This is a genomic window from Sphingomonas carotinifaciens (assembly GCF_009789535.1).
Classification (GTDB): Bacteria; Pseudomonadota; Alphaproteobacteria; order Sphingomonadales; family Sphingomonadaceae; genus Sphingomonas; species Sphingomonas carotinifaciens.
Genome location: NZ_WSUT01000005.1, coordinates 1593784 through 1616621, shown reverse-complemented (window position 1 = coordinate 1616621; position 22838 = coordinate 1593784). Strand labels below are relative to the sequence as shown.

Annotated in this window: 19 protein-coding genes; 8 read left to right on the top strand and 11 right to left on the bottom strand. The window is 67.9% G+C overall.

The window, feature by feature from the left end; all coding sequences use genetic code 11:
- Positions 1 to 22: 22 nt before the first annotated feature.
- Both wrbA and GQR91_RS09670 read right to left on the bottom strand, forming a co-directional pair.
- A complete protein-coding gene (gene wrbA, locus GQR91_RS09675) occupies positions 23 to 625 on the bottom strand; it encodes an NAD(P)H:quinone oxidoreductase (RefSeq protein WP_149681902.1) in 603 nt (200 codons plus the stop codon).
- A gap of 31 nt (positions 626 to 656) precedes the next feature.
- On the bottom strand, positions 657 to 1376 hold the full coding sequence (locus GQR91_RS09670) for a pirin family protein (RefSeq protein WP_149681903.1): 720 nt from the start codon (positions 1374 to 1376) through the stop codon (positions 657 to 659).
- Between the two features lie 120 nt (positions 1377 to 1496).
- On the opposite strand from GQR91_RS09670, the gene GQR91_RS09665 reads away from it, so the two are divergent.
- The 4 genes from GQR91_RS09665 (at position 1497) to GQR91_RS09650 (ending at position 5113) form a co-directional block, all read left to right on the top strand.
- On the top strand, positions 1497 to 2402 hold the full coding sequence (locus GQR91_RS09665) for a LysR family transcriptional regulator (RefSeq protein ID WP_112383410.1): 906 nt from the start codon (positions 1497 to 1499) through the stop codon (positions 2400 to 2402).
- Positions 2399 to 3502, top strand: coding sequence for an AI-2E family transporter (locus GQR91_RS09660; protein ID WP_149681904.1), 1104 nt, complete (start codon positions 2399 to 2401; stop codon positions 3500 to 3502). Before GQR91_RS09665 ends, GQR91_RS09660 begins: the two co-directional genes overlap by 4 nt.
- Positions 3503 to 3610: 108 nt before the next feature.
- Complete coding sequence (ctrA, locus tag GQR91_RS09655) at positions 3611 to 4321, top strand: response regulator transcription factor CtrA (RefSeq protein ID WP_112383408.1); 711 nt, start codon at positions 3611 to 3613, stop codon at positions 4319 to 4321.
- An 81-nt stretch (positions 4322 to 4402) separates the two neighbouring features.
- Complete coding sequence (locus GQR91_RS09650) at positions 4403 to 5113, top strand: class I SAM-dependent methyltransferase (protein WP_149681905.1); 711 nt, start codon at positions 4403 to 4405, stop codon at positions 5111 to 5113.
- 3 nt (positions 5114 to 5116) lie between these two features.
- Here the strand turns inward: GQR91_RS09650 and GQR91_RS09645 are convergent, their stop codons facing one another.
- The 3 genes from GQR91_RS09645 to GQR91_RS09635 are packed head-to-tail and all read right to left on the bottom strand — an operon-like array spanning position 5117 to position 8002.
- Entirely contained in the window at positions 5117 to 6730 is a 1614-nt protein-coding gene (locus GQR91_RS09645; RefSeq protein WP_149682019.1) for an amidohydrolase, read from the bottom strand.
- Positions 6731 to 6765: 35 nt separating this feature from the next.
- The gene (locus tag GQR91_RS09640) at positions 6766 to 7698 is read right to left on the bottom strand and encodes an NAD(P)-dependent oxidoreductase (protein ID WP_268878316.1); all 933 of its coding nucleotides are present in this window, start codon (positions 7696 to 7698) and stop codon (positions 6766 to 6768) included.
- Complete coding sequence (locus GQR91_RS09635) at positions 7679 to 8002, bottom strand: hypothetical protein (protein ID WP_149681907.1); 324 nt, start codon at positions 8000 to 8002, stop codon at positions 7679 to 7681. The genes GQR91_RS09640 and GQR91_RS09635 overlap by 20 nt, the downstream gene beginning before the upstream one ends.
- Positions 8003 to 8060: 58 nt before the next feature.
- Here GQR91_RS09635 and GQR91_RS09630 point away from each other — a divergent pair, with 58 nt between their 5' ends.
- Together GQR91_RS09630 and GQR91_RS09625 are read left to right on the top strand one after the other, a co-directional pair.
- Positions 8061 to 9302 (top strand): threonine ammonia-lyase, encoded by a 1242-nt coding sequence (locus GQR91_RS09630; protein ID WP_149681908.1) that lies wholly within the window; start codon positions 8061 to 8063, stop codon positions 9300 to 9302.
- Between the two features lie 88 nt (positions 9303 to 9390).
- Positions 9391 to 10170, top strand: a complete 780-nt coding sequence (locus tag GQR91_RS09625) for an arginyltransferase (protein WP_149681909.1) — start codon at positions 9391 to 9393, stop codon at positions 10168 to 10170.
- Between the two features lie 226 nt (positions 10171 to 10396).
- On the opposite strand, the gene GQR91_RS09620 is transcribed toward GQR91_RS09625, so the two are convergent.
- From GQR91_RS09620 to GQR91_RS09605, 4 genes are all read right to left on the bottom strand, one after another.
- Entirely contained in the window at positions 10397 to 11197 is an 801-nt protein-coding gene (locus GQR91_RS09620) for a transglutaminase family protein (RefSeq protein WP_112383402.1), read from the bottom strand.
- Between the two features lie 57 nt (positions 11198 to 11254).
- Positions 11255 to 12190 (bottom strand): alpha-E domain-containing protein, encoded by a 936-nt coding sequence (locus GQR91_RS09615; protein WP_149681910.1) that lies wholly within the window; start codon positions 12188 to 12190, stop codon positions 11255 to 11257.
- A gap of 40 nt (positions 12191 to 12230) precedes the next feature.
- Positions 12231 to 13769 carry a circularly permuted type 2 ATP-grasp protein gene (locus GQR91_RS09610; RefSeq protein WP_149681911.1) on the bottom strand — a complete coding sequence of 513 codons (1539 nt, stop codon included), beginning with the start codon at positions 13767 to 13769 and terminating at the stop codon, positions 12231 to 12233.
- Positions 13770 to 13860: 91 nt separating this feature from the next.
- Positions 13861 to 15882, bottom strand: a complete 2022-nt coding sequence (locus GQR91_RS09605; RefSeq protein ID WP_149681912.1) for a protein-disulfide reductase DsbD family protein — start codon at positions 15880 to 15882, stop codon at positions 13861 to 13863.
- 69 nt (positions 15883 to 15951) lie between these two features.
- Between GQR91_RS09605 and GQR91_RS09600 the strand changes: the two genes are divergently transcribed.
- Entirely contained in the window at positions 15952 to 17595 is a 1644-nt protein-coding gene (locus GQR91_RS09600; RefSeq protein WP_149681913.1) for an alkaline phosphatase family protein, read from the top strand.
- A gap of 105 nt (positions 17596 to 17700) precedes the next feature.
- Positions 17701 to 18906, top strand: coding sequence for a cation:proton antiporter (locus GQR91_RS09595; RefSeq protein ID WP_149681914.1), 1206 nt, complete (start codon positions 17701 to 17703; stop codon positions 18904 to 18906).
- Positions 18907 to 19006: 100 nt separating this feature from the next.
- Here GQR91_RS09595 and metH read toward each other — a convergent pair whose 3' ends face one another.
- Together metH and GQR91_RS09585 are read right to left on the bottom strand one after the other, a co-directional pair.
- Positions 19007 to 21607 (bottom strand): methionine synthase, encoded by a 2601-nt coding sequence (metH, locus tag GQR91_RS09590; protein ID WP_149681915.1) that lies wholly within the window; start codon positions 21605 to 21607, stop codon positions 19007 to 19009.
- A gap of 123 nt (positions 21608 to 21730) precedes the next feature.
- The gene (locus tag GQR91_RS09585; protein ID WP_149681916.1) at positions 21731 to 22777 is read right to left on the bottom strand and encodes a homocysteine S-methyltransferase family protein; all 1047 of its coding nucleotides are present in this window, start codon (positions 22775 to 22777) and stop codon (positions 21731 to 21733) included.
- Between the last annotated feature and the right edge of the window lie 61 nt (positions 22778 to 22838).

The following is a 22838-nucleotide window of genomic DNA, read 5'->3' as shown; positions in this document are numbered from 1 at the left end:
GAGGGGAGAGGGTATAAAGGCGTTACCCCTTCAACTTCGCCGCGGTCTCGGCAATGCGCTTGCCCTGATAGCGCGCACCATCGAGTTCCACCTGGCTCGGCTGGCGGCTGCCATCGCCGTCGGCGATCGTGCTGGCGCCGTAGGGCGTGCCGCCCTTCACCGCATTGACGCCGTTCTGGCCGGAAAAGCCGTAATCCAGCCCGACGATCGTCATGCCGTGATGCAGCAGGTTGGTCAGGATCGAGAACAACGTCGTCTCCTGCCCGCCATGCTGGCTGGCGGTGGAGGTGAACGCGCCGCCGACCTTGCCGACCAGGCCGCCCTTCATCCACACGCCGCCCGTCGTGTCCCAGAAGGCCGCCATCTGGGAAGGCATCCGGCCATAGCGGGTCGGTGCGCCGACGATTACCGCGTCATAGTTGGTCAGCGCGTCCGGCCCCTCGATCTCGGGATGCGCGGTATCGGTCTTGAAGTGCGCGGCGGCGACCACCTCGGCGGGCGCGGTCTCCTTCACGCGGCGGATGTCCACCTCGGCACCGCCGGCACGGGCACCCTCGGCGATCGCGTCCGCCATCTGCTCGATATGGCCATAGGACGAGTAATACAGAACGAGCACCTTGGTCATGGTCGGTTTCCTTGAACGTGAACGAGAAACGTTATGCGGCGTCGACAAGGACGATTTCGGCATCCTCGACCGCGGTGATGGTCACGCGCTGGCCGCCGCTCAGCGCCGCGCCATCGCGGGCGGAGAACGCGACACCGTCGATCGTGATCCGCCCGGTTGCGGGCACGAGATAGGCATGCCGCCCCTCGCCCACCGCATGCTCGACGCTTTCGCCGGCCTTCAGCGTCGCGCCCAGCACCCGCGCATCCGCCCGGATCGGCAGCGCATCGCCGTCATCGGCAAAGCCGCTCGCCAGCGTCACGAACCGGCCGGAACGCTCGCCCTTGGGGAAGGGCTTGGCACCCCAACTCGGCTGGCCACCGCGACGGCGCGGCTCGATCCAGATCTGGAAGATGCGCGTCGTCTCGGACTCCAGATTATATTCGGCATGGCGCACGCCGGTCCCGGCGCTCATCACCTGCACGTCGCCCGCCGCGGTACGGCCGCTGTTGCCCAGCGAATCCTGGTGCGTGATCGCACCGGAGCGGACATAGGTGATGATCTCCATGTCGGCATGCGGATGCGGCGGGAAACCGGCATTGGCGGCGATCTCGTCGTCGTTCCACACCCGGATCGCCCCCCACCCCATCCGGGCGGGATCGTAGTAGTTGGCAAAGGAGAAATGGTGCCGCGCGTTCAGCCAGCCGTGATCGGCATGGCCGAGCGAATCAAAGGCGCGGCGGTCGATGGTGTTCAGCGTGTCGGTGGTCATGATGTCATGCTCCCGTTTGGTTGCCCCCAAGATAAGCAGGCCATCGATCGCGTAAACGGAAACGCTGGAAACCGATCGTTTCCCGTATTAACATGGGCCGGATCAACAAGGGGTCACGTCATGCGCCTGCCGGATCTGGAAGCCTGGGCGATCTTCGCCGCGGTGGTCGAACATCGCTCGTTCAGCGCCGCGGCAGAGGCGATCGGCCTGTCCAAGGCCACCGTGTCCAAGGCGATCACCCGGCTGGAGGCGCAACTGGGCCAGTCGCTGTTCCACCGCACCTCGCGCCGCCTGGCGCTGACCGAGGCGGGCAAGCCATTGTCCGAGCACGCCGCCCGCATCCTGGCCGAGGCGCGCGCCGCTGAGGAGGCGGCCCACCATGCCGCCAGCGCCCCCACGGGTCGCGTCCGCCTCGCCGCGCCCATGTCGTTCGGGGTCGCCAACATCGCCCCCCTGCTCGCCGATTTCCTGAAGCTGCACCCGGGGATCGAGATCGAGCTCAGCCTCTCCGATTCGCGCATCGACATCGTCGCCGAAGGGTTCGACATCGCGCTGCGCATCGCCGATCTGCCGGACAGCAGCCTGCGGGCGCGCCGGCTGTGCGGCATCTCGACCCACATCATCGCCTCGCCCGGTTATCTCGCCGAACACGGGCATCCCGCGCATCCGGCGGAACTGGGCGAACACCGGCTGCTCGGCTATTCCAACCTCGCCGGCCCCTGGCGCTTTCGCCGCGCCGACGGTGCCGAGGTGTCCGTCCGCGCCGAAGGACCGCTCAGCGCCAATAGCGGCGACGCGCTGGTGCCCGCGATCCTCGCCGGGCTCGGCATCGCGCGCCTGCCCGGCTTCATCATCGGGCCCTATCTGGCCGATGGCCGGGTGGTGGAAATCCTGCCGGACTGGGCGCCCCCGGCGATCGGTCTCCACCTGCTCACCCCGCCCAGCCCGTTGCGTCCCGCGCGTGTCGAGGCGCTGATCGGCTATCTGGCCGATCATGTCCGCGATCCGTGCGGAGCGGGTCGATGAGCCGCCTGACTCCCGACGAGGACGATGCCCGCTATGTCCGCCGGGTCGTCCTCACCATCCTCATCGTCGCCATCACCGCCGCGCTCTACCGCGCCGGCGACCTGCTGATTCTCGCCTTTGGCTCCATTCTGGGTGCGATCGTCATCCACGCCATCGCCGATCTCTACCGCGATCACCTGCCGGTCGGCCCCAAGCGGTCGCTCAGCATGGCGATCGTCACCGTGCTGGCGGTGATCGGTTTTCTCGGCTGGCTGTTCGGCGTTGCCTTTCGCCAGCAACTCAACACGCTTGTCACGCAACTGCCCTCGCTGCTCGGCAATCTGGAGGCGTGGGCGAGCCAGTCGCCGGTCGGCGCCAAGGTGGTCGATGCGGTGCAGGCCGCCTATGCCGGCAGCCGCGTCGCGCAGGATGTCGGCGGGATCGCGACGGGCGCGGGTGAGTTCGTGCTCAACTGCCTGCTCCTCCTCGTCGGCGCGTTGTTCTTCGCCGCCGATCCCAAGGTGTATGAGCGCGGCTTCCTGTTCCTCATCCCCCGCGGCAAACGCCGTGCGGTGGAGGATGCGCTGTTCGACACCGCCTCGACGCTGCGCCTATGGCTGCGCGCGCAGTTGATCCAGATGACCACCATGGGCGTGCTGGTCGGCCTCGGCCTGTGGATCGCCGGGGTGCCCTCCGCCGCCGCCCTCGGCCTGCTGACCGGGCTCAGCGAGTTCGTCCCCTATGTCGGCCCGATCGCGGCGATGCTGCCCGCGCTCGGCCTTGCCGCCACCACGCATGGCAACGGCGCGATCATCGGCACGCTCGTCACCTTCGGCGTCGTCCGCATCATCCAGACCAACGCCATCACCCCCTTCGTCACCAGCCGCGTCGTCGCCATCCCCCCGGCGGTCACCCTGTTCGCCATCATCGCGGTCGGCGTAATCTTCGGATTGTTCGGACTTTTCTTCTCCGCCGCGCTGCTCGTCGTGATCTTCACCCTGATCCGCAGCCTGTATCTGCGCGAGGTGCTGGGCGAGGACATTCCGCGCGCCGAACACAATACCCTGCTCGGTCCCGGCGCGTGGCTGCGCCGCGACGACAAAGATAACAAACCCACTTAGGCATCAATTAACCTTTGGCGTTCACAGATTGCGTGGTTAATGAATCAAGGGTCGACCGCCGGGGCCGGTGGATTTCCGACGTGGAATAGACCGACAGGGGAATGCCAGATGCGCGTACTGCTGATCGAGGACGAGCCGACGACCGCCAAGGCGATCGAGCTCATGCTCTCCACCGAAGGCTTCAACGTCTACACGACGGATCTGGGCGAAGAGGGCTTGGACCTCGGCAAGCTCTACGATTACGACATCATCCTGCTCGACCTGAACCTGCCCGACATGCACGGCTATGACGTGCTGAAGCGGCTGCGCGTCGCGCGGGTGTCGACGCCGGTGCTGATCCTGTCCGGCGTCAACGAGATGGATTCCAAGGTGCGCAGCTTCGGCTTCGGCGCCGACGACTACGTCACCAAGCCCTTCCACCGCGAAGAACTGATCGCGCGCATCCACGCCGTCGTCCGCCGGTCCAAGGGACACAGCCAGTCGGTCATCCGCACCGGCAAGCTGGCGGTGAACCTCGATGCCAAGACGGTCGAGGTCGACAGTGCCCGTGTCCACCTGACCGGCAAGGAATATGCGATGCTGGAGCTTTTGTCGCTCCGCAAGGGCACGACGCTCACCAAGGAAATGTTCCTCAACCACCTGTATGGCGGCATGGACGAGCCCGAGCTGAAGATCATCGACGTCTTCATCTGCAAGCTGCGCAAGAAGCTCAGCCTCGCCTGCGACGGTGAGAACTATATCGAAACCGTCTGGGGCCGCGGCTATGTCCTGCGCGAACCCGACGAAGTCGGCCAGCCGGTCGAGGCCGCCGTCGCCTGATTTCAAGTCCCTCTTTCCTCCGGGGAGAGGGACTGAGGCCGCACCCACTTCTTTAACCCGTCGCATGGCAGTATCACGGCCATGCTCGACGCCCTGATCGCCCGCCTCGCCAACCGCTCGCCGCGCGAATTGCTGCGGTTGTCCGTCAAGACGCTCTGCCACCACCTCCGCGCCCAGCGCCCCGCCGCCCGCGCCGCGCGCCGGGCCGACCGCGCCTTTGATCGCGCCTGGGGCACCGACACCAGCGGCATGGTCGCGGTGCATGATCTGGCGCTGCGTGCCGAGCGTCGGCGCAGCGCGGTGCATTACGCCCCCAGTACCCAGGCCATGTTGCGCGATCCCGTCACCACGCTCGGCATCGATCCCCGCGACTATCACTTCATCGACTATGGCGCCGGCAAGGGCCGCATGGTGATGCTCGCCCAGCAGCTCGGCTTTGTGCACGCCACCGGCGTCGAACTGTCGCCGCATTTGTGCGAGATCGCCCGTCGCAATCTCGCCACCTTGCGCGAACGCTCACCCGCCCTGCCCCCGGCCGCGATCTTCGAGGGCGACGCCTGCGAGTATCTGCCGGCGGGGCCGCGGCTGTGCGTGTATCTCTACAACCCCTTCGACGCGACCGTCCTCGCCGGCGTCCGTGCGCGGCTGGACCAGGCGCTGGCCGCAGGTACCGAGCGGATCGTGGTGATCTACACCAATCCGGAACAGGCGCAGATCTTCCACGACGCGCCCGGCTGGCGGGCCGCGCCCGTTCTGCCCGACACCGCCTGCTTCATCGCGGGCGCGGCCTGAGCGCTACTTGCGCTCCCAGACCTTTTCGCCGCCGACCCAGGTTTCCTGCACCTTGGTGGCGCGAAGTTCGCTCGGCCCCACCTCCAGCGGATCGCGGTCGACGATGATGAAGTCCGCGCGCTGCCCGGCGCCCAGCCGCCCGAACTTGTCCTCGGCAAAGCCCGCATACGCCGCATCCGCGGTAAAGGCGCGCCATGCCTGCTCCCGCGTGATCCGCTCCTGCGGCTGCCACCCGCCGAATGGCTGCCCGTCCGCCCCCATCCGGGTGAACGCCGCCGCCCAGCCCGCGAACGGGTCGGGACTTTCCACCGGATAGTCCGACCCGAAGGCCAGCCGCGATCCGTTCTTCAGCATCGAGTTCCACGCATAGGCACCCGCCAGCCGGTTCGGCCCCAGCCGCACCTCGGCCATCCGCCAGTCGCTGGTCTGGTGCACCGGATGCATCGATGCGATCACGCCGTGCTTGCCGAAGCGCGGCAGGTCGGCGGGATCGACGATTTGCGCATGCTCGATCCGCCAGCGCCGGTCGCCCTTGAAGGTGTCGGCCAGCTCGTCGATCGCATCCAGCACCTGGGCGTTGGCGCGGTCGCCGATCGCGTGCACCGCGACCTGGTATCCGTCCATCGATGCGCGCACCATCAGGTTGCGGATCACGTCGTCGGACATGAAGCCCAGCCCGCTCTGGTCCGGCGCATCGGCATAGGGCGCCTTCAGCCACGCGCCGCGCGACCCCAGCGCGCCGTCGCCGTACAGCTTCACCCCCACCAGCCGCAGCCGGTCGTTATACAGCCACGGCGTCGGCCCGGTGCCGCCGATCCGCACCGTATCCTCGATGCCTGCGCCGTAACTCATGATCCGCACGCGCAGGTCGCCGCGGTCGCCCATCCGGCGATAGGTCATCCAGTCGTCCAGCGAGGTGCCCATGTCCGCGGTCGCGGTGATGCCATGGCTCAGCAACAGGCCTTGCGCCTTCACGAACGCGGTGTTGCGCTCCTTGCCCAGCGGCTGCGGAATCACCTTGGTGATCAGGCTTTGCGCCGCGTCCACGAACACGCCGGACGGCTGCGCGCCCGTCTTCTCGATCCGCCCCCCGGCCGGCGACACGCTCTTCGCCGTCACCCCCGCCACCTTCATCGCCGCCTCGTTGGCCCAGGCGGCATGCCCATCGACCCGTGACAGGAAGATCGGTCGATCCCCCGCCACGCCTGCCAGGTCGGCCGCGGTCGGGAAGCGCCCCAGCCCCCACGCCTCCTGGTTCCAGCCGCCGCCCAGGATCCATTTGCGCTCGGGATTCGCCGCCGCATAGGCCGCGATCCGCGCCTTGGCCTCGTCCAGCGAGCGCGCGTCGGACAGGTCCAGCTCCAACTGGCGGAAGCCCAGTTCCATCATATGCCCATGCGCATCGACGAAACCGGGGATCAGCGTGCGCCCCTTCATGTCGGCGCGCCAGTCCAGCTTCTCCGGCCGCTTGTCCTTGGACGACAGCAGCTTGGTCACCTTGCCATCGAGCGACAGCAGCACCCCGTTGAAGCGGACGACTTTACCGTCCTTGTCCAGCGTAATGCCGTTCACATTGTCGACCAGCGCATCGGCCAGCGCCGGCACCGGCGCCAGCATCGCGAGCAATCCGGCGATCAGCTTCGTCCTGAACCTCACCGGGGCAGCCTCCGCACGATCGCACTGGTATCCTGACGGCCGCCATCCATCCCCTGCACCTCGGCATAGAATTGATCGACCAGCGCGGTCATCGGCAGCACCGCGCCGTTGCGCTTGGCCTCGTCCAGCGCCAGCCCTAGGTCCTTGCGCATCCAGTCGATCGCGAAGCCGAAATCGAACCGGTCGTCCGCCATCGATTCCCAGCGATTGACCATCTGCCAGCTTTGCGCCGCGCCGCCGGAGATCGCCTCCAGCACCTTGGCCGTATCCAGCCCGCTCTTCTGGGCAAAGCGCAGGCTTTCCGCCACGCCCTGGATCACGCCGGCGATGGCGATCTGGTTGCACATCTTGGTCTGCTGCCCGGCGCCTGCCGCACCGACATGGACGATGCGCGCGGCATAGGCCTGCATCAGCGGCCCGGCCACCGCCAGCGCCTCCGCCGTGCCGCCGCACATGATCGACAGCTTGCCGTTCTCGGCGCCCGCCTGCCCGCCCGACACCGGCGCGTCGACCACCATCAGACCCTTTGCCGCGCCGGCCTCGGCCAGTTCGCGGGCGATCGCGGCGGACACGGTGGTGTGATCCACGAACAACGCACCCGCGCGCATCGCGCCGAACGCACCATCCTCGCCCAGCGTCACCTGCCGCAGATCGCCGTCATTGCCGACACAGGCGAACACTGCGTCCGCACCCCGCGCCGCCTCGGCCGGTGTATCCGCCACCGCGCCGCCATGCCTGTCCGCCCAGCCTTCCGCCTTGGCGCGGGTGCGGTTGAACACGGTGACCTCATGCCCGGCGGAGACCAGATGCCCCGCCATCGGGGCGCCCATCACGCCCATGCCGATAAATGCCAGCTTTGCCATGGGGCAGTCTCCTAATCGGCGCGACGCATGGTGGGAAGCGCGCGTTTCACCCCGCCCGCCGGCAATCGTCCGCGCCGACCGTGTAGGACTCCTTCATCCCCGCAGTGACATAGCCGCGCTGGATCACCAGTCCCGACCGACAGGTCAGCCGGAACGTCCCGTCGCCGCGCGGCCGCCCGGCATAATGGCCCACCGCGAATTCACGCATCCGCCGCGGCTCGCCCATATCCTCGATCTCCGCCCCGACCAGCAGGTTCAGGGGGTCGTGCACCACCGCATAGCCGCGAACGGCCAGATCCAGCGCCCCGACCGCCAGCCCCGCCAGGATCACCACCACCGCCACTTTCCACGACAGGAACCATCTCGGCATCGTTTCCCCACCGCAACGCTGTTCACCTCTTGCCCTATATCGGCTAGTCCCGGCGGCCATGGCTACGCAACCCGCCGTTCAGGCAGCACCGCCCGTCACGATCGCCGATATCCGGGCCGCGCAGGCACGTATTGGCGATGCGATCGTGCGGACGCCGACCCTGCTCAGCCGCACGCTGTCGGCACTCACCGGCGCGACCGTCTATCTGAAGTTCGAAAACCTCCAGTTCACCGCTGCTTACAAGGAGCGCGGCGCGCTCAACACGCTGCTGCAACTCTCTGACGAGGCCCGGGCCAAGGGCGTCATCGCCGCCTCGGCCGGTAACCATGCGCAAGGACTCGCCTATCACGCGAATCGGCTCGGCGTGCCGGTGACCATCGTCATGCCGCGCACCACCCCGATCGTGAAGATCGTCCAGACCGAAAGCCACGGCGCCACCGTCGTTCTCGAAGGCGACACCTTCGACGCCGCCTATGCCCATGCCCGCGTGCTGGAGGGCGAGCGCGGCTACACCTTCGTCCACCCCTTCGACGATCCCCGGATCATCGCCGGCCAGGGCACCACCGCACTGGAAATGCTGGAGGACGTGCCCGGCCTCGACACCTTCGTCATCCCGATCGGCGGCGGCGGCCTGATCTCGGGCATCGCGACCGTCGCCAAGGCCGCCGACCACCCGATCGAGGTCGTCGGCGTGCAGGCCGAACTCTACCCCTCCATGTATAACCGCATCCGGGGCACCGACCTGCCCTGCGCCGGCGATACGCTGGCAGAGGGTATCGCGGTCAAGGAACCGGGCGGCATCACCGCGCGGGTGATCGCCAACATCGTCGACGATATCGTGCTGGTCGGCGAACGCTGTCTTGAGGAATCGGTCAGCCTCCTTCTCCAGATCGAAAAGACCGTGGTCGAGGGCGCCGGTGCCGCCGGTCTCGCCGCGCTGCTCGAACATCCCGAGCGGTTCCGCGGCCGCACCATCGGCATCGTGCTGTGCGGCGGCAATATCGACACGCGGCTGCTCGCCAACGTGCTGCTGCGCGACCTTGCCCGCTCCGGTCGCCTCGCGCGCCTGCGCATCCGGCTTCAAGATCAGCCCGGCGCGCTGTTCAACGTCGCGCGCATTTTCGACCAGGAACGCGTCAACATCATCGAGGTCTATCACCAGCGCGTGTTCACCACCCTGCCCGCCAAGGGCCTGATCACCGATATCGAATGCGAAACCCGCGACCGCGCGCATCTCGACCGGCTGATCGCGGCGCTGCGCACGGCCGGATATGAGACAAGTCAGGTCGAACTCGCCTGATCGTCCCGCTTTGCAAGCGGGCATGCACCACTCATATAGGTTTAACAGCTAGGCTGTTTCACATGCATGTCCGGGGGATCTGTCGGCGGTGACCGCGCCATTCCGCTTTCCGCGCTTCTTCGTCACCTCGCCGGCCCCCTGCCCCTATCTGCCGGGCCGGCAGGAGCGCAAGGTGTTCACCGAGCTGAACGGCGCGCATGCCGGCGAGCTGAACGACGCGCTCGGCCGCATTGGCTTCCGCCGCAGCCAGAGCGTCGCCTATCGTCCGTCGTGCAGCGGCTGCGCTGCCTGCGTCTCGGTGCGCATCGTCAGCGGCGAATTCGTGCCCAATGCCAGCCAGCGCAAGCTACTGAAGCGCAACGCCGATCTGGAGGTGACCGCGTGCCGCCCCTGGGCGACGGACGAGCAATATCAACTGCTGCGCCACTATCTCTCGCTGCGCCATCCCGGCGGCGGCATGTCGGGCATGGACGAGGACGATTATGCCGACATGGTGGAGCATTCGCCCGTCGACTCGCTGATCGTCGAATATCGCGAGCCCACCGTCGATGGCCGCCGCGGCCGCCTGGTCGGCGCCTGCCTGACCGACCGGCAGGCGGACGGCCTGTCGATGATCTACAGCTTCTTTGCCGCCGACGGTGCAGGGCGGGCCGGCATGGGCAATTTCATCATCATGGATCACATCCTGCGCGGCCACGCCGCCGGACTTCCTTATGTCTATCTCGGCTATTGGGTGCAGGGCTCGCCCCGCATGGCCTACAAGATCAAATACCGCCCGATCGAGGCACTCGGCCCCAATGGCTGGCGCCGCATCGCCCCCGACGCCGAGCCGATCCCGGCCGAACTGAAATCCCCCGTGCCGGTATGACCAACTCCCTCTCCCCTATGGGGAGAGGGAAGGGGCCCGCTGCCGCCAGGCAGTGGGAAGGGTGAGGGGCAGACCAGCAGTGCTGCGCTGCTTGGCGCCCCCTCACCCTCCCACCGCGTTGCGGCGGGCCCCTCCAGCATCAGGTCGTCCATGCCCCCGGCATGGACTAAACAGCGTGGGGCGCTGTTTACCTGATGCTCCCCGGAGGGGCGAGGGACTCCGCAAATCAATCCTCCCGCATCACGCTGACATCCACCGCCAGATCCTCCTCGCCGTCGCCCAGGCGCGATCCCGCCACCGGCGCTGCACCCACCGCGTCCAGTGCGGTGGCGACGCGCACATAATCCTCCTCCGGGCACATGCCCGTGCAGGGGTCGAACGCAACCCAGCCCAGCCCGTCGATATGCGCCTCCGCCCAGGCATGCGGGGTCGCCCGGTGCCCGTCGACACGCAGCGCATAGCCCGAGACATAGCGCGCCGGAATGCCCAGCCCCCGCGCGCCGACGCAGAAGATGTGGGTCAGGTCGCGCGGCGTCGCCACCGGCCGCTGGAACGCGCCGCCCGCGTCCAGCCCCGGTTCGGGCCGCCCCATGTCCATCTCGAAACGCGCATGCAGTGCCGCGTTCCAGCGATGCAGCCGGCCGAGCGGGTCACCCGCGCCGGTCGCTTCGTCGGCAAAGGCGATGATCGCCGGATCGCGCGGCGTCATGTCGGTGGCGCGCAGATAGAGCGGCGGCGGCAGCATCTCGGCCGCGCCCCGCAACACCCCGCTCGACGTGCTGGTCAGCACTTCCCCCGACACGGTGATCGCGATCCCGTCCAGCGGCCCCTCGACATACAGCATCGTCACCGCATTGCCGAACCCGTCCCGCCCCTCCCTCAGACGCGCGTCGCGATCGACATCGATCCGCCACCCTGCGACCGTCTGGTCATGCGTATTCTCCGGCGTCAGGCGCAGCATCTGCACCAGCCGTGATTGCGGTTCGGAGAAACGATAAACCGTGCGATGATCGATCGAAAGCCGCATTGCCGCCCCCCTTGGTTTCGTGCGTCCCTCTCGCCCTCTCCACCGCGATGATGGACCTCAACTAAACTTGAACTGCCGGCCTATGGCACTGTGCAGCAAGGCATTCTCATGGATGAACGCTTGAAGATATTGATGTAGTCCGGATGCGATCACTTCGCCCGACCGCGTCTTGGCGACGCGGCTGGCACGCAGCCGCGCCATCCGGTCCGCCTCGCCATGCTGGCCGGTGCGCCGCGCCAGCATACCCAGCACGTCCACCGTTTCCTCCACCGACGCCGCCAGGCTGCGCGGCAGTTCGGACCGGGCGATCAGCAGGTCGATGACGTTGGCCGGCTCCAGCCCGTCCGAATACAGCCAGCGATAGGCGGTCACCGCCGACACCGTCTGCAGCAACGTCGTCCACTGGTCGCGATCGACCACGCCGCCCACCCGCTCACCGGCCGGCAGCAGGATATGGTATTTCACGTCGAGCAGCCGCGCGGTATTGTCCGCGCGTTCCACCGCCTGCCCCAGCCGGATGAACCACGTCGTCTGGTTGCGCAGCATCCGGTGCACTGCGCCTTCGAAGCCGCGGGTCTCGTTCTTCACCGCCTCGACGAGGTTCAGCACTTCGGTCGGGGTATCGGCCGCCGGCCGGCTCTCGAACACCAGCCATGCCCGGTTGATCCCGGTCCACGCCTCGCGGGTCAGCGCGGTGCGCACCGCCCGCGCGTTGTTGCGGGCCATGTCCAGACAGCGGACCAGCGATCCCGGATGGCTCGAATCCACCGTCAGGAAGCGGCCGACATCGCGCCGGCGCAGTTCGCGTCCGCCCGTGGCATAGGCCTCGGTCGTCTCGGTCACGGTCAGCGCGGTATTCCACGCCGCCAGCCCGGCGGAGCGCGGCGACAGCACGTCCAGCCGCACCGTCGCCTCCACCAGCCGCGCGATGAAGTCCGCCCGCTCGCAATATCGCCCCAGCCAGTAGAGCGAGGATGCCGTCCGGCTCAGCATGCGCGCGATCCCGCAGCGCACGGCGTCGGTCGCCGCACCGTCATGACCGGCGCTCCTGACCCGCAGTCTGGCCCAGACCCTGGCTTTGCGTCATGCCCCCCATGGTCTGCTCCTGCACCCCTTCCAGCGTCTGGCCCTGCCGCATGCCGGCATCGTCCATCAGCACGAAACTGTCCTTGGTGCCGCCGCCCTGGCTCGAATTGACCACCAGCGATCCCTCGCGAAGTGCCACGCGGGTCAGGCCGCCGGGCACCACCTGCACGCCCTTCGATCCGGTCAGCACGAACGGGCGGAAATCCACGTGCCGCGGCGCCAGCCCGCTGTCCGCCAGCGTCGGCACCGTCGACAGCGCCAGCGTCGGCTGCGCGATATAGCGTTCCGGTTGCGCGATCAGCGCGGCGCGGAACGCCTCGATCTCCGCACGGCTCGCGGTCGGGCCGACCAGCATGCCATATCCGCCCGAACCATCGACCAGCTTGACCACCAGTTCGTCCAAATGGTCGAGCGTGTAGCGCAGCGCCTCCGGCTCGCGGCACCGCCACGTCTCGACATTGGGCAGCTTCGGCTCGCTCCCCGAATAGAAGCGCACGATCTCGGGCATGTAGCTGTAGATCGCCTTGTCGTCGGCGATGCCGTTGCCCGGTGCGTTCAGGATGGCGACGTTGCCCGCGGCATAGGCGGCGATCAGCCCCGGCACGCCCAGCATCGAATCGGGACGGAATACCAGCGGGTCGAGGTAATCGTCGTCCACCCGGCGATAGATCACGTCCACCTTCACCCGGCCGGCAATGGTGCGCATCCACACGATGTCGTCGTCGACCACCAGGTCCGCCGCCTCGACCAGCTCGACGCCCATCGAATCGGCCAGGAAGCTGTGCTCGTAATAGGCGGAATTGTAATGTCCCGGCGTCAGCACCACGCACACGGGATTGCCCACCCCGTGCGGCGCGACCGACTTCATCGTCTGCAACAGCTTGTCCGGGTAACTGTCCACTGCCGCCACGCGGAACTGGCGGAACAGCTCGGGACACAGCCGCAGCATCGCCTCGCGATTTTCCAGCATGTAGCTGACGCCGGACGGCGTGCGGGCATTGTCCTCCAGCACGAAGAAATCGTCCGGGCCGGTGCGGACCAGATCGATGCCGCAGATATGCGCCCACACGTCGTGCGGCGGCCGCATGCCGGCGATTTCGGGCCGGAACTGCGCGTTGCCGAAGATCAGGTCGGGCGGCAACACGCCTTCCTTCAGGATGCGGCGCTCGCCATAGATGTCGTTCAGAAAGGCGTTGATTGCCTCCACCCGCTGCACCAGCCCTTCGGACAGGCGCGTCCATTCGTCCGCCAGGAACACGCGCGGCACGATGTCGAACGGAATGATCCGCTCGGCCGCATCGCTTTCGCCGTAGACCGCAAAGGTGATGCCGAGTTGCCGGAACGTCGCCTCCGCCGATTGTTGGCGGCGACGCAGCTCATGGTCGGGCGTTCGCTCCAGCCATTGTCCAAGTGCAGTCAGTTCGGCACGCGGCGGCGGTCCGCCGGCCGTTCCCATGATCTCGTCGAAGGCCTGTCGCTTCCCCATCAACCTCGATACGCTCCCCCGGTCGCCCCGGTTCCATGCTGTAGTGCATATCGGTCGGGAACAAGCATCATTTCGGCTGTGACACGGCTTTTCAGCGGTTCAGCGCCTCCAGCATCGCCGGCGTCAGCACCTGGGGCAGCACGCGCGGCCCCGCCGCGCCCGGCGCGTAGTACAGGTATAGCGGCACCCCTGCGCGGTTATGCCGCTCGATGAAGCGGCCCAGCACGGGATCGCCATCCGTCCAGTCACCGACCAGCACCGCCACCTTGTTGCGGCGAAAGGCATCGCGCACCGACTGCCGCTCGATCGCCGCCGCCTCGTTCACCTTGCACGTCACGCACCAGTCGGCGGTGAAATAGGCAAAGACCGGGCGCCCTTGCGCACGAAGGCCCGCCAGCTTCGCCTCGCTGAAGGCGTCACCGCGATCGCCCTGCCCGCCCGCCGCCGCCGGCTGCACCACCGCGACCAGCGCCACCGCCGCCGCCAGCGCCGGCAGCGCGGGCAGCCAGGCGCGCTCCGCACCCCCCGCCTGCCGCCGCCCCGTCCACCACAAGCCGAAGCTCGCCACCAGCACCGACGCCAGCCCCAGCGTCATCCCCGACACTCCAGCCTGCCGCCCCAGCACCCATGCCAGCGCCAGCGCCGTCACGAACATCGGCACCGACAGCACCCGCCGCATCGTCGCCATCCACGGCCCCGGCCGCGGCAACCGCGCGCGCAAGGGAGGCACGAACCCGATCAACAGGAAGGGCAACGCGATCCCCAGCCCCAGCCCCGCGAACACCAGCAGCGCCGCCCCGGTCGGCAGCACCAGCGCCGCCCCCAGCGCCGCCCCCATGAACGGCCCCGTACACGGCGTCGCCACGAACGCCGCCAGCGCCCCCGTCGCAAACGCCCCCGCATGCCCCGACCGCCCCGCAAACGCCGGCGTCGGCAGTTCGAACAACCCCGCCAGATTGAACGCGATCCCCGCCACCAGCAGCAGCAGCACGCCGATCACGCGCGGGTCCTGCAACTGGAATGCCCAGCCCATCGTCGCGCCCCCCGCGCGCAGGGCGAGCAGGGCCGCACCCAGCCCGACGCACACCAGCACCACGCCCGCGCTATAGGCCAGCGCCTCGCTGCGTGCCGCGGCCGGGGTCGCGCCGCCGCGCGCCAGGCTCAGCGCCTTCAGGCTCAGGATCGGGAAGACGCACGGCATGACGTTCAGGATCACGCCACCCAGCACCGCCCCCATCAGCGCCAGCAGGGCCGTGCGCCAGGCCCCGTCACCCGTGGCGCCCGCCACCGCACCGGGTATTGCGGTCAGCGCCAGCCCGCGCCCCTTGTCGGTCGCCAGCACGCCCGCGATCGCACCGCGCACCGGCACCGCCGCCGCACCGGTCTCGACGATCAGCACATCCCCATCGCGCCGCACCGTCTGCGGCGCGGCATGCGCCAGGATACCGGGCGCGGCGGGATAGAAATAGACGTCGCCGATCTCCGCCGCCGCCGGCAGCGGAACGGCCAGCCGAAAGCGTCCGTCCGCCACCTGGTATGTCGCCTGCGACCCCAGCGGCCGCGGCAGCGCCGCCCGCCATGCATCGAACCGCGCCAGCGATCCCGCCTCGATCGCGCCATCGCCCACGATCAGCGCCGTCGACAACATCTGGCTTTCCGGCACGCAGATGCGGTCGGTGCATACCAGATAATCCGCCTTCACCTTTACCGGCAAACGCGTGCCCGGCACCGCATCCCGCGGGATCGACACATCGGCCAGCAGCGCGAACGGCGCCTCGTAGACATAGTTCATCAGGCCTGAGATCAGCAGCCGCCCCGGCACCGGATAACGAAGCGGCCCCGCGGTCACCCCCGGCGGCAGCGTCCAGTCCAGGCTGGTGCCCAACCCCGCATCCCCGCCATGGCTCCAATAGGCATGCCAGCCGGGCTGCGGCACCGCCGAGAAGGCCAGGGTCACCCTGCCCCCCGGCGCCGGAGCGGCCGTTTCCGGGATCAGCGTCATGCGGACATGCGGCGCAGGCAGACTGGCCGGGTCGGCATTGCTCTGCGCGCCCGCGCCATTTGCGACGAACAGCAGCACCAGCGTCATCATCATGTAAAGCCAGTGCCGCATCGAAACCTTGCCTCTGTCGCGTTCCCCGTCCCATAGCGGGGGCGCCCCATCTATGCATCAAGGTTCCCGATGAAATCCTTTCTCGCCATGCTGCTCGCCTCCACGCTGGCCGTGGGCACCCCCGCCGCCGCGCAGCAGGCGCCCGCCCCGACCCCCGCACCATTCCCGGCTGCCAAGCCGAAACTGATCGTCGCCATCTCGGTGGACCAGTTCGCCGCCGACCTGTTCCAGCAATATCGCAACCGCTTCACCGGCGGATTCGCGCGGCTGCTGTCGGGCGGTGTCTTTCCCTCGGGCTATCAGAGCCATGCCGCGACCGAAACCTGCCCGGGGCACTCCACCATCCTCACCGGCTTTCGCCCGGCGCATACCGGCATCATCGCCAACAACTGGATCGACCAGCGGGTCGGCCGCCCGGACAAGATCGTCTATTGCTCGGAGGATGAGAATGTCCCCGGCTCCAGCCATGACAGCTACACCGTGTCGGACAAGCATCTGAAGGTGCCGACACTCGGCGAGCGGATGAAGGATGCCGATCCGCGCACCCGCGTCGTCTCGGTCGCGGGCAAGGACCGGGCGGCGGTGATGATGGGCGGCCACAAGGTTGACGAGCTCTGGTGGTGGGACGGCAAGACCTATGTCTCCTATGCCGGCCGCGCGGTGCCCCCGGTGGTGCAGCGCACCCGCGATGCGGTCGCCGCCCTGCTCGCCAAGCCGCAGGAGGCGCTGCCCCTGCCCGGCTGGTGCAAGCCGCTCGACCGCCCGATCGCCGTCGGCAACCAGGTCATCGGCCAGGGCCGCTTCCAGCGTGCGGCGGGTGATCTCAAGGCGTTTCGTGCGTCCCCCGCGTCCGACGCCGCGGTGTTCGCAATGGCCGCCGGGCTGGTGCAGGACATGAAGCTGGGTCAGGGGCCGCAGACCGACATCATCTCGATCGGCGCCTCCGCTACCGACTATATCGGCCATTCGCTGGGCACGCAGGGCACCGAGATGTGCATCCAGATGAACGAGCTGGACCAGACGCTCGACGGCTTTTTCGCCGTACTCGACCAGACCGGCGTCGATTACGAAGTGGTGTTGACCGCAGACCACGGCGCGCACGACATGACCGAGCGCCAGATCGAACGCGCCATGCCGATGGAAACGCATGTCGATCCGCAGTGGCAGGCCAAGACCGTCGGCGCCGCGATCGGGCAGGCGATGGGGCTGAAGGGGCCGGTGCTGCTCGGCTCGGACGGCGATATCTATGTCGATGCCGATCTGCCCGCCGCCACCCGCGCCAGGGTGTTGGCGGAGGCGAAGCGCCGCTACCTCGCCATGCCGCAGGTCGCCGCTGCCTTCACCCGCGCCGAGATCGCCGCGCAGGCCTGGCCGACCAGCCCCCCCGAAACCTGGACCCTGCTGGAGCGCGCCCGCTCGTCCTACGATCCCGAGCGGTCGGGCGACCTGCTTGTCCTGCTCAAGCCGCGCGTCACCACGATCGAGAAGGCCGCCCCCGGCTATGTCGAAACGCATGGCAGCCCGTGGGACTATGACCGCCGCGTGCCGATCCTGTTCTGGCGCCGCGGCATGACCGGCTTCGAACAGCCGCTGTCGGTGGAAACGGTCGACATCGCCCCGACGCTCGCCGCCACGATCGGCCTGCCGGTATCGGGTCTTGACGGCCGCTGCCTAGACCTGGACTCCGGCCCCGCCGACACCTGCCAAAGGTAACTTTCACCCTCTCCCCGAAAGGGGAGAGGGCGTTAAGCCGGCGCCCATTGCCCCCCGCCCCCAACCTTCGCTAACCAGCGAAAAAAACGGGGGGTATCAACCATCATGCACATGACGCCGACGGAGATATTCCTCCTCGCGATCCTTATCATCTTCACCGGCCCCTATCTGGTCTGGCGACTGGGCCGCACCGATTACTGGGCGCCGCTCGTCGTCGTGCAGATCATCGGCGGCGTGCTGCTCGGGCCGGGCGTGCTGGGCGCGATCTTTCCCGGCTACTACGCCTTCGTCTTCGCCGGGCCGACGATCACCGCGCTGAACGGCATCGCCTGGTGGGCGGTAATGCTGTTCGTCTGGATCGCGGGGCTGGAACTGGATGTGGGCGAGGCGTGGCGCCGCCGCCGGGAGACCGGGATCACCGCCGGCCTCGCCCTCGGCGTACCGCTGATCGCCGGCAGTCTTGCCGCGCTCGCGATGTTGCGCTTCCCCGGCTGGCGCGGCGCGGACGGCGCGGACTGGCAGGTGGTGCTCGGCATCGGCATGGCATGCGCCGTCACCGCGCTGCCCATCCTCGTCCTGTTGATGGAAAAGCTCGCCATCCTGCGCGCGCCGCTCGGCCAGCGGGTGCTGCGCTATGCCAGCCTGGACGACATCGCCATCTGGGGCGTTCTCGCGCTTATCCTGCTCGATTGGGAACGCGTGACGCGACAGGCCGGCTTTCTTGTCGGCTTCGCCGTCGCCACCTGGGCGATCCGCCGCCTGCTCCGCGCCATTCCGGAAAACGACCGCTGGTATGTCGGGCTGATCTGGCTGGCCGCCTGCGGCTTTGCGGCCGACTGGGCGGGCCTGCACTTCATGGTCGGCGCGTTCCTCGCCGGCGCCGTCCTTGACGCGCACTGGTTCGGCGAGGCGCGGATGGACCGGTTCCGCCAGACGATCCTGATGGGCATCATGCCCGTCTATTTCCTGTCGACCGGCCTCAAGACCCAGTGGGGCGTCGGCGGCGCCGCGGTGTTCGCCGCGGCCGCGCTGCTGCTCGTCGCCTCGGTCGGCGGCAAACTGGCGGGCGTCGCCATGGCCGGCCGCATCCTGAACTGGCCCAAGGGCGATGCCAAGGCGATCGGCTGGCTGCTTCAGACCAAGGCGCTGATCATGATCATCTTCGCCAACATCCTGCTCGACAAGCACATCATCACCAACGAGACCTTCACGGCCCTGCTGCTGATGGCGGTCGCCAGCACGATGCTGACCATCCCCAGGGTCGCCCCGATGCTGAAACGCGACCCCGCGCTGGTGAAGCGCGGCTTCTGATCCCCGCCCTGATTGTCCCGACGCCGGGGATGGTAACCCCGGCGAGACCCCAACCCGTTAAATGGCTGTTCCCCTCTCCTTGCAAAGAGAGGGGACCGGCTCAATCCAGGTTCGGGCGCAGCCAGCGCGTCGCCTGCGCAACGTCCACGCCGCGTCGCGCTGCATAATCGGCGACCTGATCCTCGCCGATACGCGCCACGCCGAAATATTCCGCCTGCGCATGCCCGAAATAGAAGCCGCTGACCGCCGCGGTCGGCAGCATCGCGAAGCTCTCGGTCAGTTCGATGCCCACCGCATCTTCCGCGCCCAGCAGGTCGAACAGCGTGCGCTTCAGGCTATGCTCGGGGCAGGCCGGATAGCCCGGCGCCGGGCGGATGCCGCGATACTGCTCGCGGATCAGCGCCTCGTTGGTCAGTTGCTCGCCCTCGGCATAGCCCCACAACACGGTGCGGACATGCGCGTGCAGCGCCTCCGCGAACGCCTCCGCCAGCCGGTCGGCCAGCGCCTTGAGCAGGATGTCGTTATAATCGTCCACATCCGCCTTGAACCGCGCCAGATGCGGCTCGATGCCGTGAATGGCGACCGCGAAGCCACCCATCCAGTCGCCTGCGGGATCGATGAAATCGGCCAGGCACATATTGGCCCGCCCCTCGCGCTTGGCGATCTGCTGGCGCAGGAACGGCAGCCGCGTGCCTTCGTCCAGCACCACATCGTCGCCGTCGCGCCGGCACGGCCACAGCGCGGCCACGCCCCTGGCGGTCAGCCACTTTTCCGCGATGATCCGGTCGAGCATGGCCTGCGCATCGGCATGGAGCGACCGTGCGCTTTCCCCAACCACCGCGTCGTCCAGGATCGCCGGGAAATTGCCCGCCAGCTCCCACGCGCGAAAAAAGGGCGTCCAGTCGATATGATGCCGCAGGTCCTCCAGCGACCAGTCGTCGAAGACGTGCACGCCCGGCTGCTTCGGTGCGCTCGCCTTCAGCATCATGTCCGCGGTGAAGCCACGCGCCCGCGCCTCGGCCAGGGGCAGCAGGTCGTTCTGCCCCTTGCCGGCCCGCGCATCGCGCACCTTCTGATATTCCGCGGCGATCCCGGCGACATAGCCCTCCGCCTGCGTGTCGGAGACCAGCGTGGTCGCGACGCCCACCGCCCGGCTCGCGTCCAGCACGTGCACCACCGGCCCCTCATAGGCGGGTGCGATGCGCAGCGCGGTGTGCACCTTGGAGGTGGTGGCGCCGCCGATCAGCAGCGGCATCGTCATGTTGGCGCGCTGCATCTCCTCGGCCACCGTCACCATCTCGTCCAGCGAGGGGGTGATGAGGCCGGACAGGCCGATCATGTCCGCGTCGTTCTCGTTGGCGGCCTCCAGGATCTTGGCCCAGGGTACCATGACGCCCAGGTCCACCACCTCGAAGCCGTTGCACTGGAGCACGACGCCGACGATGTTCTTGCCGATATCGTGCACGTCGCCCTTGACGGTCGCCATGATGACGCGGCCCTTGCCCTTCGCGCCCGGCTCCTTGGCGGCCTCGATGAAGGGCAGGAGGTGCGCCACCGCCTTCTTCATCACGCGCGCGGACTTCACCACCTGCGGCAGGAACATCTTGCCCGAACCGAACAGGTCGCCGACGACGTTCATCCCGTCCATCAACGGCCCCTCGATCACCTCGATCGGCCGCCCGCCGCGCTCGGCGACCGCCGCACGCAACTCCTCGGTATCGTCCACGACATGCGCGTCGATGCCCTTGACCAGCGCATATTCCAGCCGCTTGGTCACCTCCAGCCCGCGCCATTCGGCGGCCTGCTTCTCCGCCACCGCATCGGTACCCCGGAATTTTTCCGCCAGCGCGACCAGCCGGTCGCCGGCCTCCGGATCGCGGTTCAGGATCACGTCCTCGCAGGCGGTGCGCAGTTCGGGGTCGATCGTGTCGTACACGTCGAGCTGCCCGGCATTGACGATCCCCATGTCCATGCCCGCCGGGATCGCATGGTAGAGGAAGATCGAGTGCATCGCCCGGCGCACCGGCTCGTTGCCGCGGAAGCTGAACGACAGGTTCGACAACCCGCCCGAGATATGGACGTGCGGGCAGCGCGCCTTGATCTCGCGGCACGCCTCGATGAAGTCGACGCCGTAGTTGTTGTGCTCCTCGATCCCGGTCGCCACCGCAAAGACATTGGGGTCGAAGATGATGTCCTCGGGCGGGAAGCCGATGCCCGTCAGCAGGTCATAGGCCCTGACGCAGATCTCGACCTTGCGCTCCTTGGTGTCGGCCTGCCCAACCTCGTCGAATGCCATGACGACCACCGCCGCGCCATACGCCATGCACAGCCGTGCGTGATGAAGGAATTGCTCCTCGCCCTCCTTCATGCTGATCGAATTGACGATCGGCTTGCCCGAGACGCATTTCAGCCCCGCCTCGATCACGCTCCATTTCGAGCTGTCGATCATGATCGGAACCCGCGCGATATCGGGTTCGGCGGCGATCAGCTTGAGAAAGGTCGTCATGGCATATTCGGCGTCGAGTAGCCCTTCGTCCATGTTGACGTCGACCACCTGCGCGCCATTCTCCACCTGGCTGCGCGCCACCTCGACCGCGCGGGCATAGTCGCCGGCCATGATGAGCTTCTTGAACGCCGCGGACCCCGTGACGTTGGTCCGCTCGCCGACATTGACGAACTGGGTGGAGGAATTGGTGGTCATCGTATCTTTCTTCTCCCTCTCCCCTGCGGGGAGAGGGCCGGGGTGAGGGGCTGCCACGGGCGGGAGCGCTGCTGGGCAGCCCCTCACCCAACCCTCTCCCCCTAGGGGAGAGGGCTAAAAGGATCACGCCGCCATCGTAAACGGCTCCAGCCCGGCCAATCGCGTCCGCACCGGCGGCGTCGGGATGCGGCGCGGCGCCACGCCCTGCACACGCTCGGCAATCGCCCGGATATGCGCTGGCGTCGATCCGCAGCACCCGCCCAGCACGTTGACCTGCCCCGCGCCCGCCCATTCATGCACCAGCCCGGCCGTCGTCGCCGGCGCCTCGTCATAGGTGCCCAGTTCGTTGGGCAGCCCGGCATTGGGATAGACCATGATCAGCGTGTCGCAGATCTCCGACAGCGTCTTCACATGCGGCCGCAACTGTTCGGCGCCGAACGAGCAGTTCAGCCCGATCGTCACCGGCCGGGCGTGGCGCACCGCATGCCAGAACGCCTCCACGGTATGACCCGACAGGTTGCGCCCCGACAGGTCGGTCAGCGTCATCGACAGCATGACGGGCACGTCGCGGCCCAGATCGCGCGCCGCGTCGCTCGCCGCCATGATCCCCGCCTTGGCGTTCAGCGTGTCGAACACCGTCTCGATCAGGATGAAGTCCGCGCCCCCTTCCAGCAGCGCATCGATCTGCTCCCGGTACACGCCCTTCAGATAATCGAAATCGATCTCCCGATATCCCGGATCGTTGACGTCGGGCGACAGCGACAGCGTCTTGTTCGTCGGCCCGATCGCCCCCGCCACGAAGCGTGGGCGGCCATCCTTCGCCTGGAACTCGTCGGCGAGGCGCCGCGCCAGCCTGGCGCTCTCGACGTTGATCTCGCGCACCAGATGCTCGGCACCGTAATCGGCCTGGCTGATCCGGTTGGCGGAAAAGGTGTTGGTCTCGGCGATGTCGGCGCCCGCCTCGAAATAGGCGCGGTGGATCGCCTCGGGCACCTCGGGCTTGGTCAGCGCCAGTATGTCGTTGTTGCCCTTCTGGTCATGGCCCAGGCCCAGCGTCCCGGCATAATCCGCCTCGGACAGCTTCCAGTTCTGGATCTCGGTGCCGAATGCGCCATCGGTGATCAGGATGCGCTTGGCCGCCTCGGCAAAGAAGGTGTCTCGGATCGTCATCGGTACAACTCCCCCCTCCCGTTGGCGAGAGGGGTCGGGGAGGGAAAAATCAGGGCGCGAA

Bases quoted from the DNA above. Each gene is read 5' to 3' on its own strand.
- wrbA (WP_149681902.1), bottom strand. From the start codon at position 625: ATGACCAAGGTGCTCGTTCTGTATTACTCGTCCTATGGCCATATCGAG.
- GQR91_RS09670 (WP_149681903.1), bottom strand. From the start codon at position 1,376: ATGACCACCGACACGCTGAACACCATCGACCGCCGCGCCTTTGATTCG.
- GQR91_RS09665 (WP_112383410.1), top strand. From the start codon at position 1,497: ATGCGCCTGCCGGATCTGGAAGCCTGGGCGATCTTCGCCGCGGTGGTC.
- GQR91_RS09660 (WP_149681904.1), top strand. From the start codon at position 2,399: ATGAGCCGCCTGACTCCCGACGAGGACGATGCCCGCTATGTCCGCCGG.
- ctrA (WP_112383408.1), top strand. From the start codon at position 3,611: ATGCGCGTACTGCTGATCGAGGACGAGCCGACGACCGCCAAGGCGATC.
- GQR91_RS09650 (WP_149681905.1), top strand. From the start codon at position 4,403: ATGCTCGACGCCCTGATCGCCCGCCTCGCCAACCGCTCGCCGCGCGAA.
- GQR91_RS09645 (WP_149682019.1), bottom strand. From the start codon at position 6,730: ATGCTGGCGCCGGTGCCGGCGCTGGCCGATGCGCTGGTCGACAATGTG.
- GQR91_RS09635 (WP_149681907.1), bottom strand. From the start codon at position 8,002: ATGCCGAGATGGTTCCTGTCGTGGAAAGTGGCGGTGGTGGTGATCCTG.
- GQR91_RS09630 (WP_149681908.1), top strand. From the start codon at position 8,061: ATGGCTACGCAACCCGCCGTTCAGGCAGCACCGCCCGTCACGATCGCC.
- GQR91_RS09620 (WP_112383402.1), bottom strand. From the start codon at position 11,197: ATGCGGCTTTCGATCGATCATCGCACGGTTTATCGTTTCTCCGAACCG.
- GQR91_RS09615 (WP_149681910.1), bottom strand. From the start codon at position 12,190: ATGCTGAGCCGGACGGCATCCTCGCTCTACTGGCTGGGGCGATATTGC.
- GQR91_RS09610 (WP_149681911.1), bottom strand. From the start codon at position 13,769: ATGGGGAAGCGACAGGCCTTCGACGAGATCATGGGAACGGCCGGCGGA.
- GQR91_RS09605 (WP_149681912.1), bottom strand. From the start codon at position 15,882: ATGCGGCACTGGCTTTACATGATGATGACGCTGGTGCTGCTGTTCGTC.
- GQR91_RS09600 (WP_149681913.1), top strand. From the start codon at position 15,952: ATGAAATCCTTTCTCGCCATGCTGCTCGCCTCCACGCTGGCCGTGGGC.
- GQR91_RS09595 (WP_149681914.1), top strand. From the start codon at position 17,701: ATGCACATGACGCCGACGGAGATATTCCTCCTCGCGATCCTTATCATC.
- metH (WP_149681915.1), bottom strand. From the start codon at position 21,607: ATGACCACCAATTCCTCCACCCAGTTCGTCAATGTCGGCGAGCGGACC.
- GQR91_RS09585 (WP_149681916.1), bottom strand. From the start codon at position 22,777: ATGACGATCCGAGACACCTTCTTTGCCGAGGCGGCCAAGCGCATCCTG.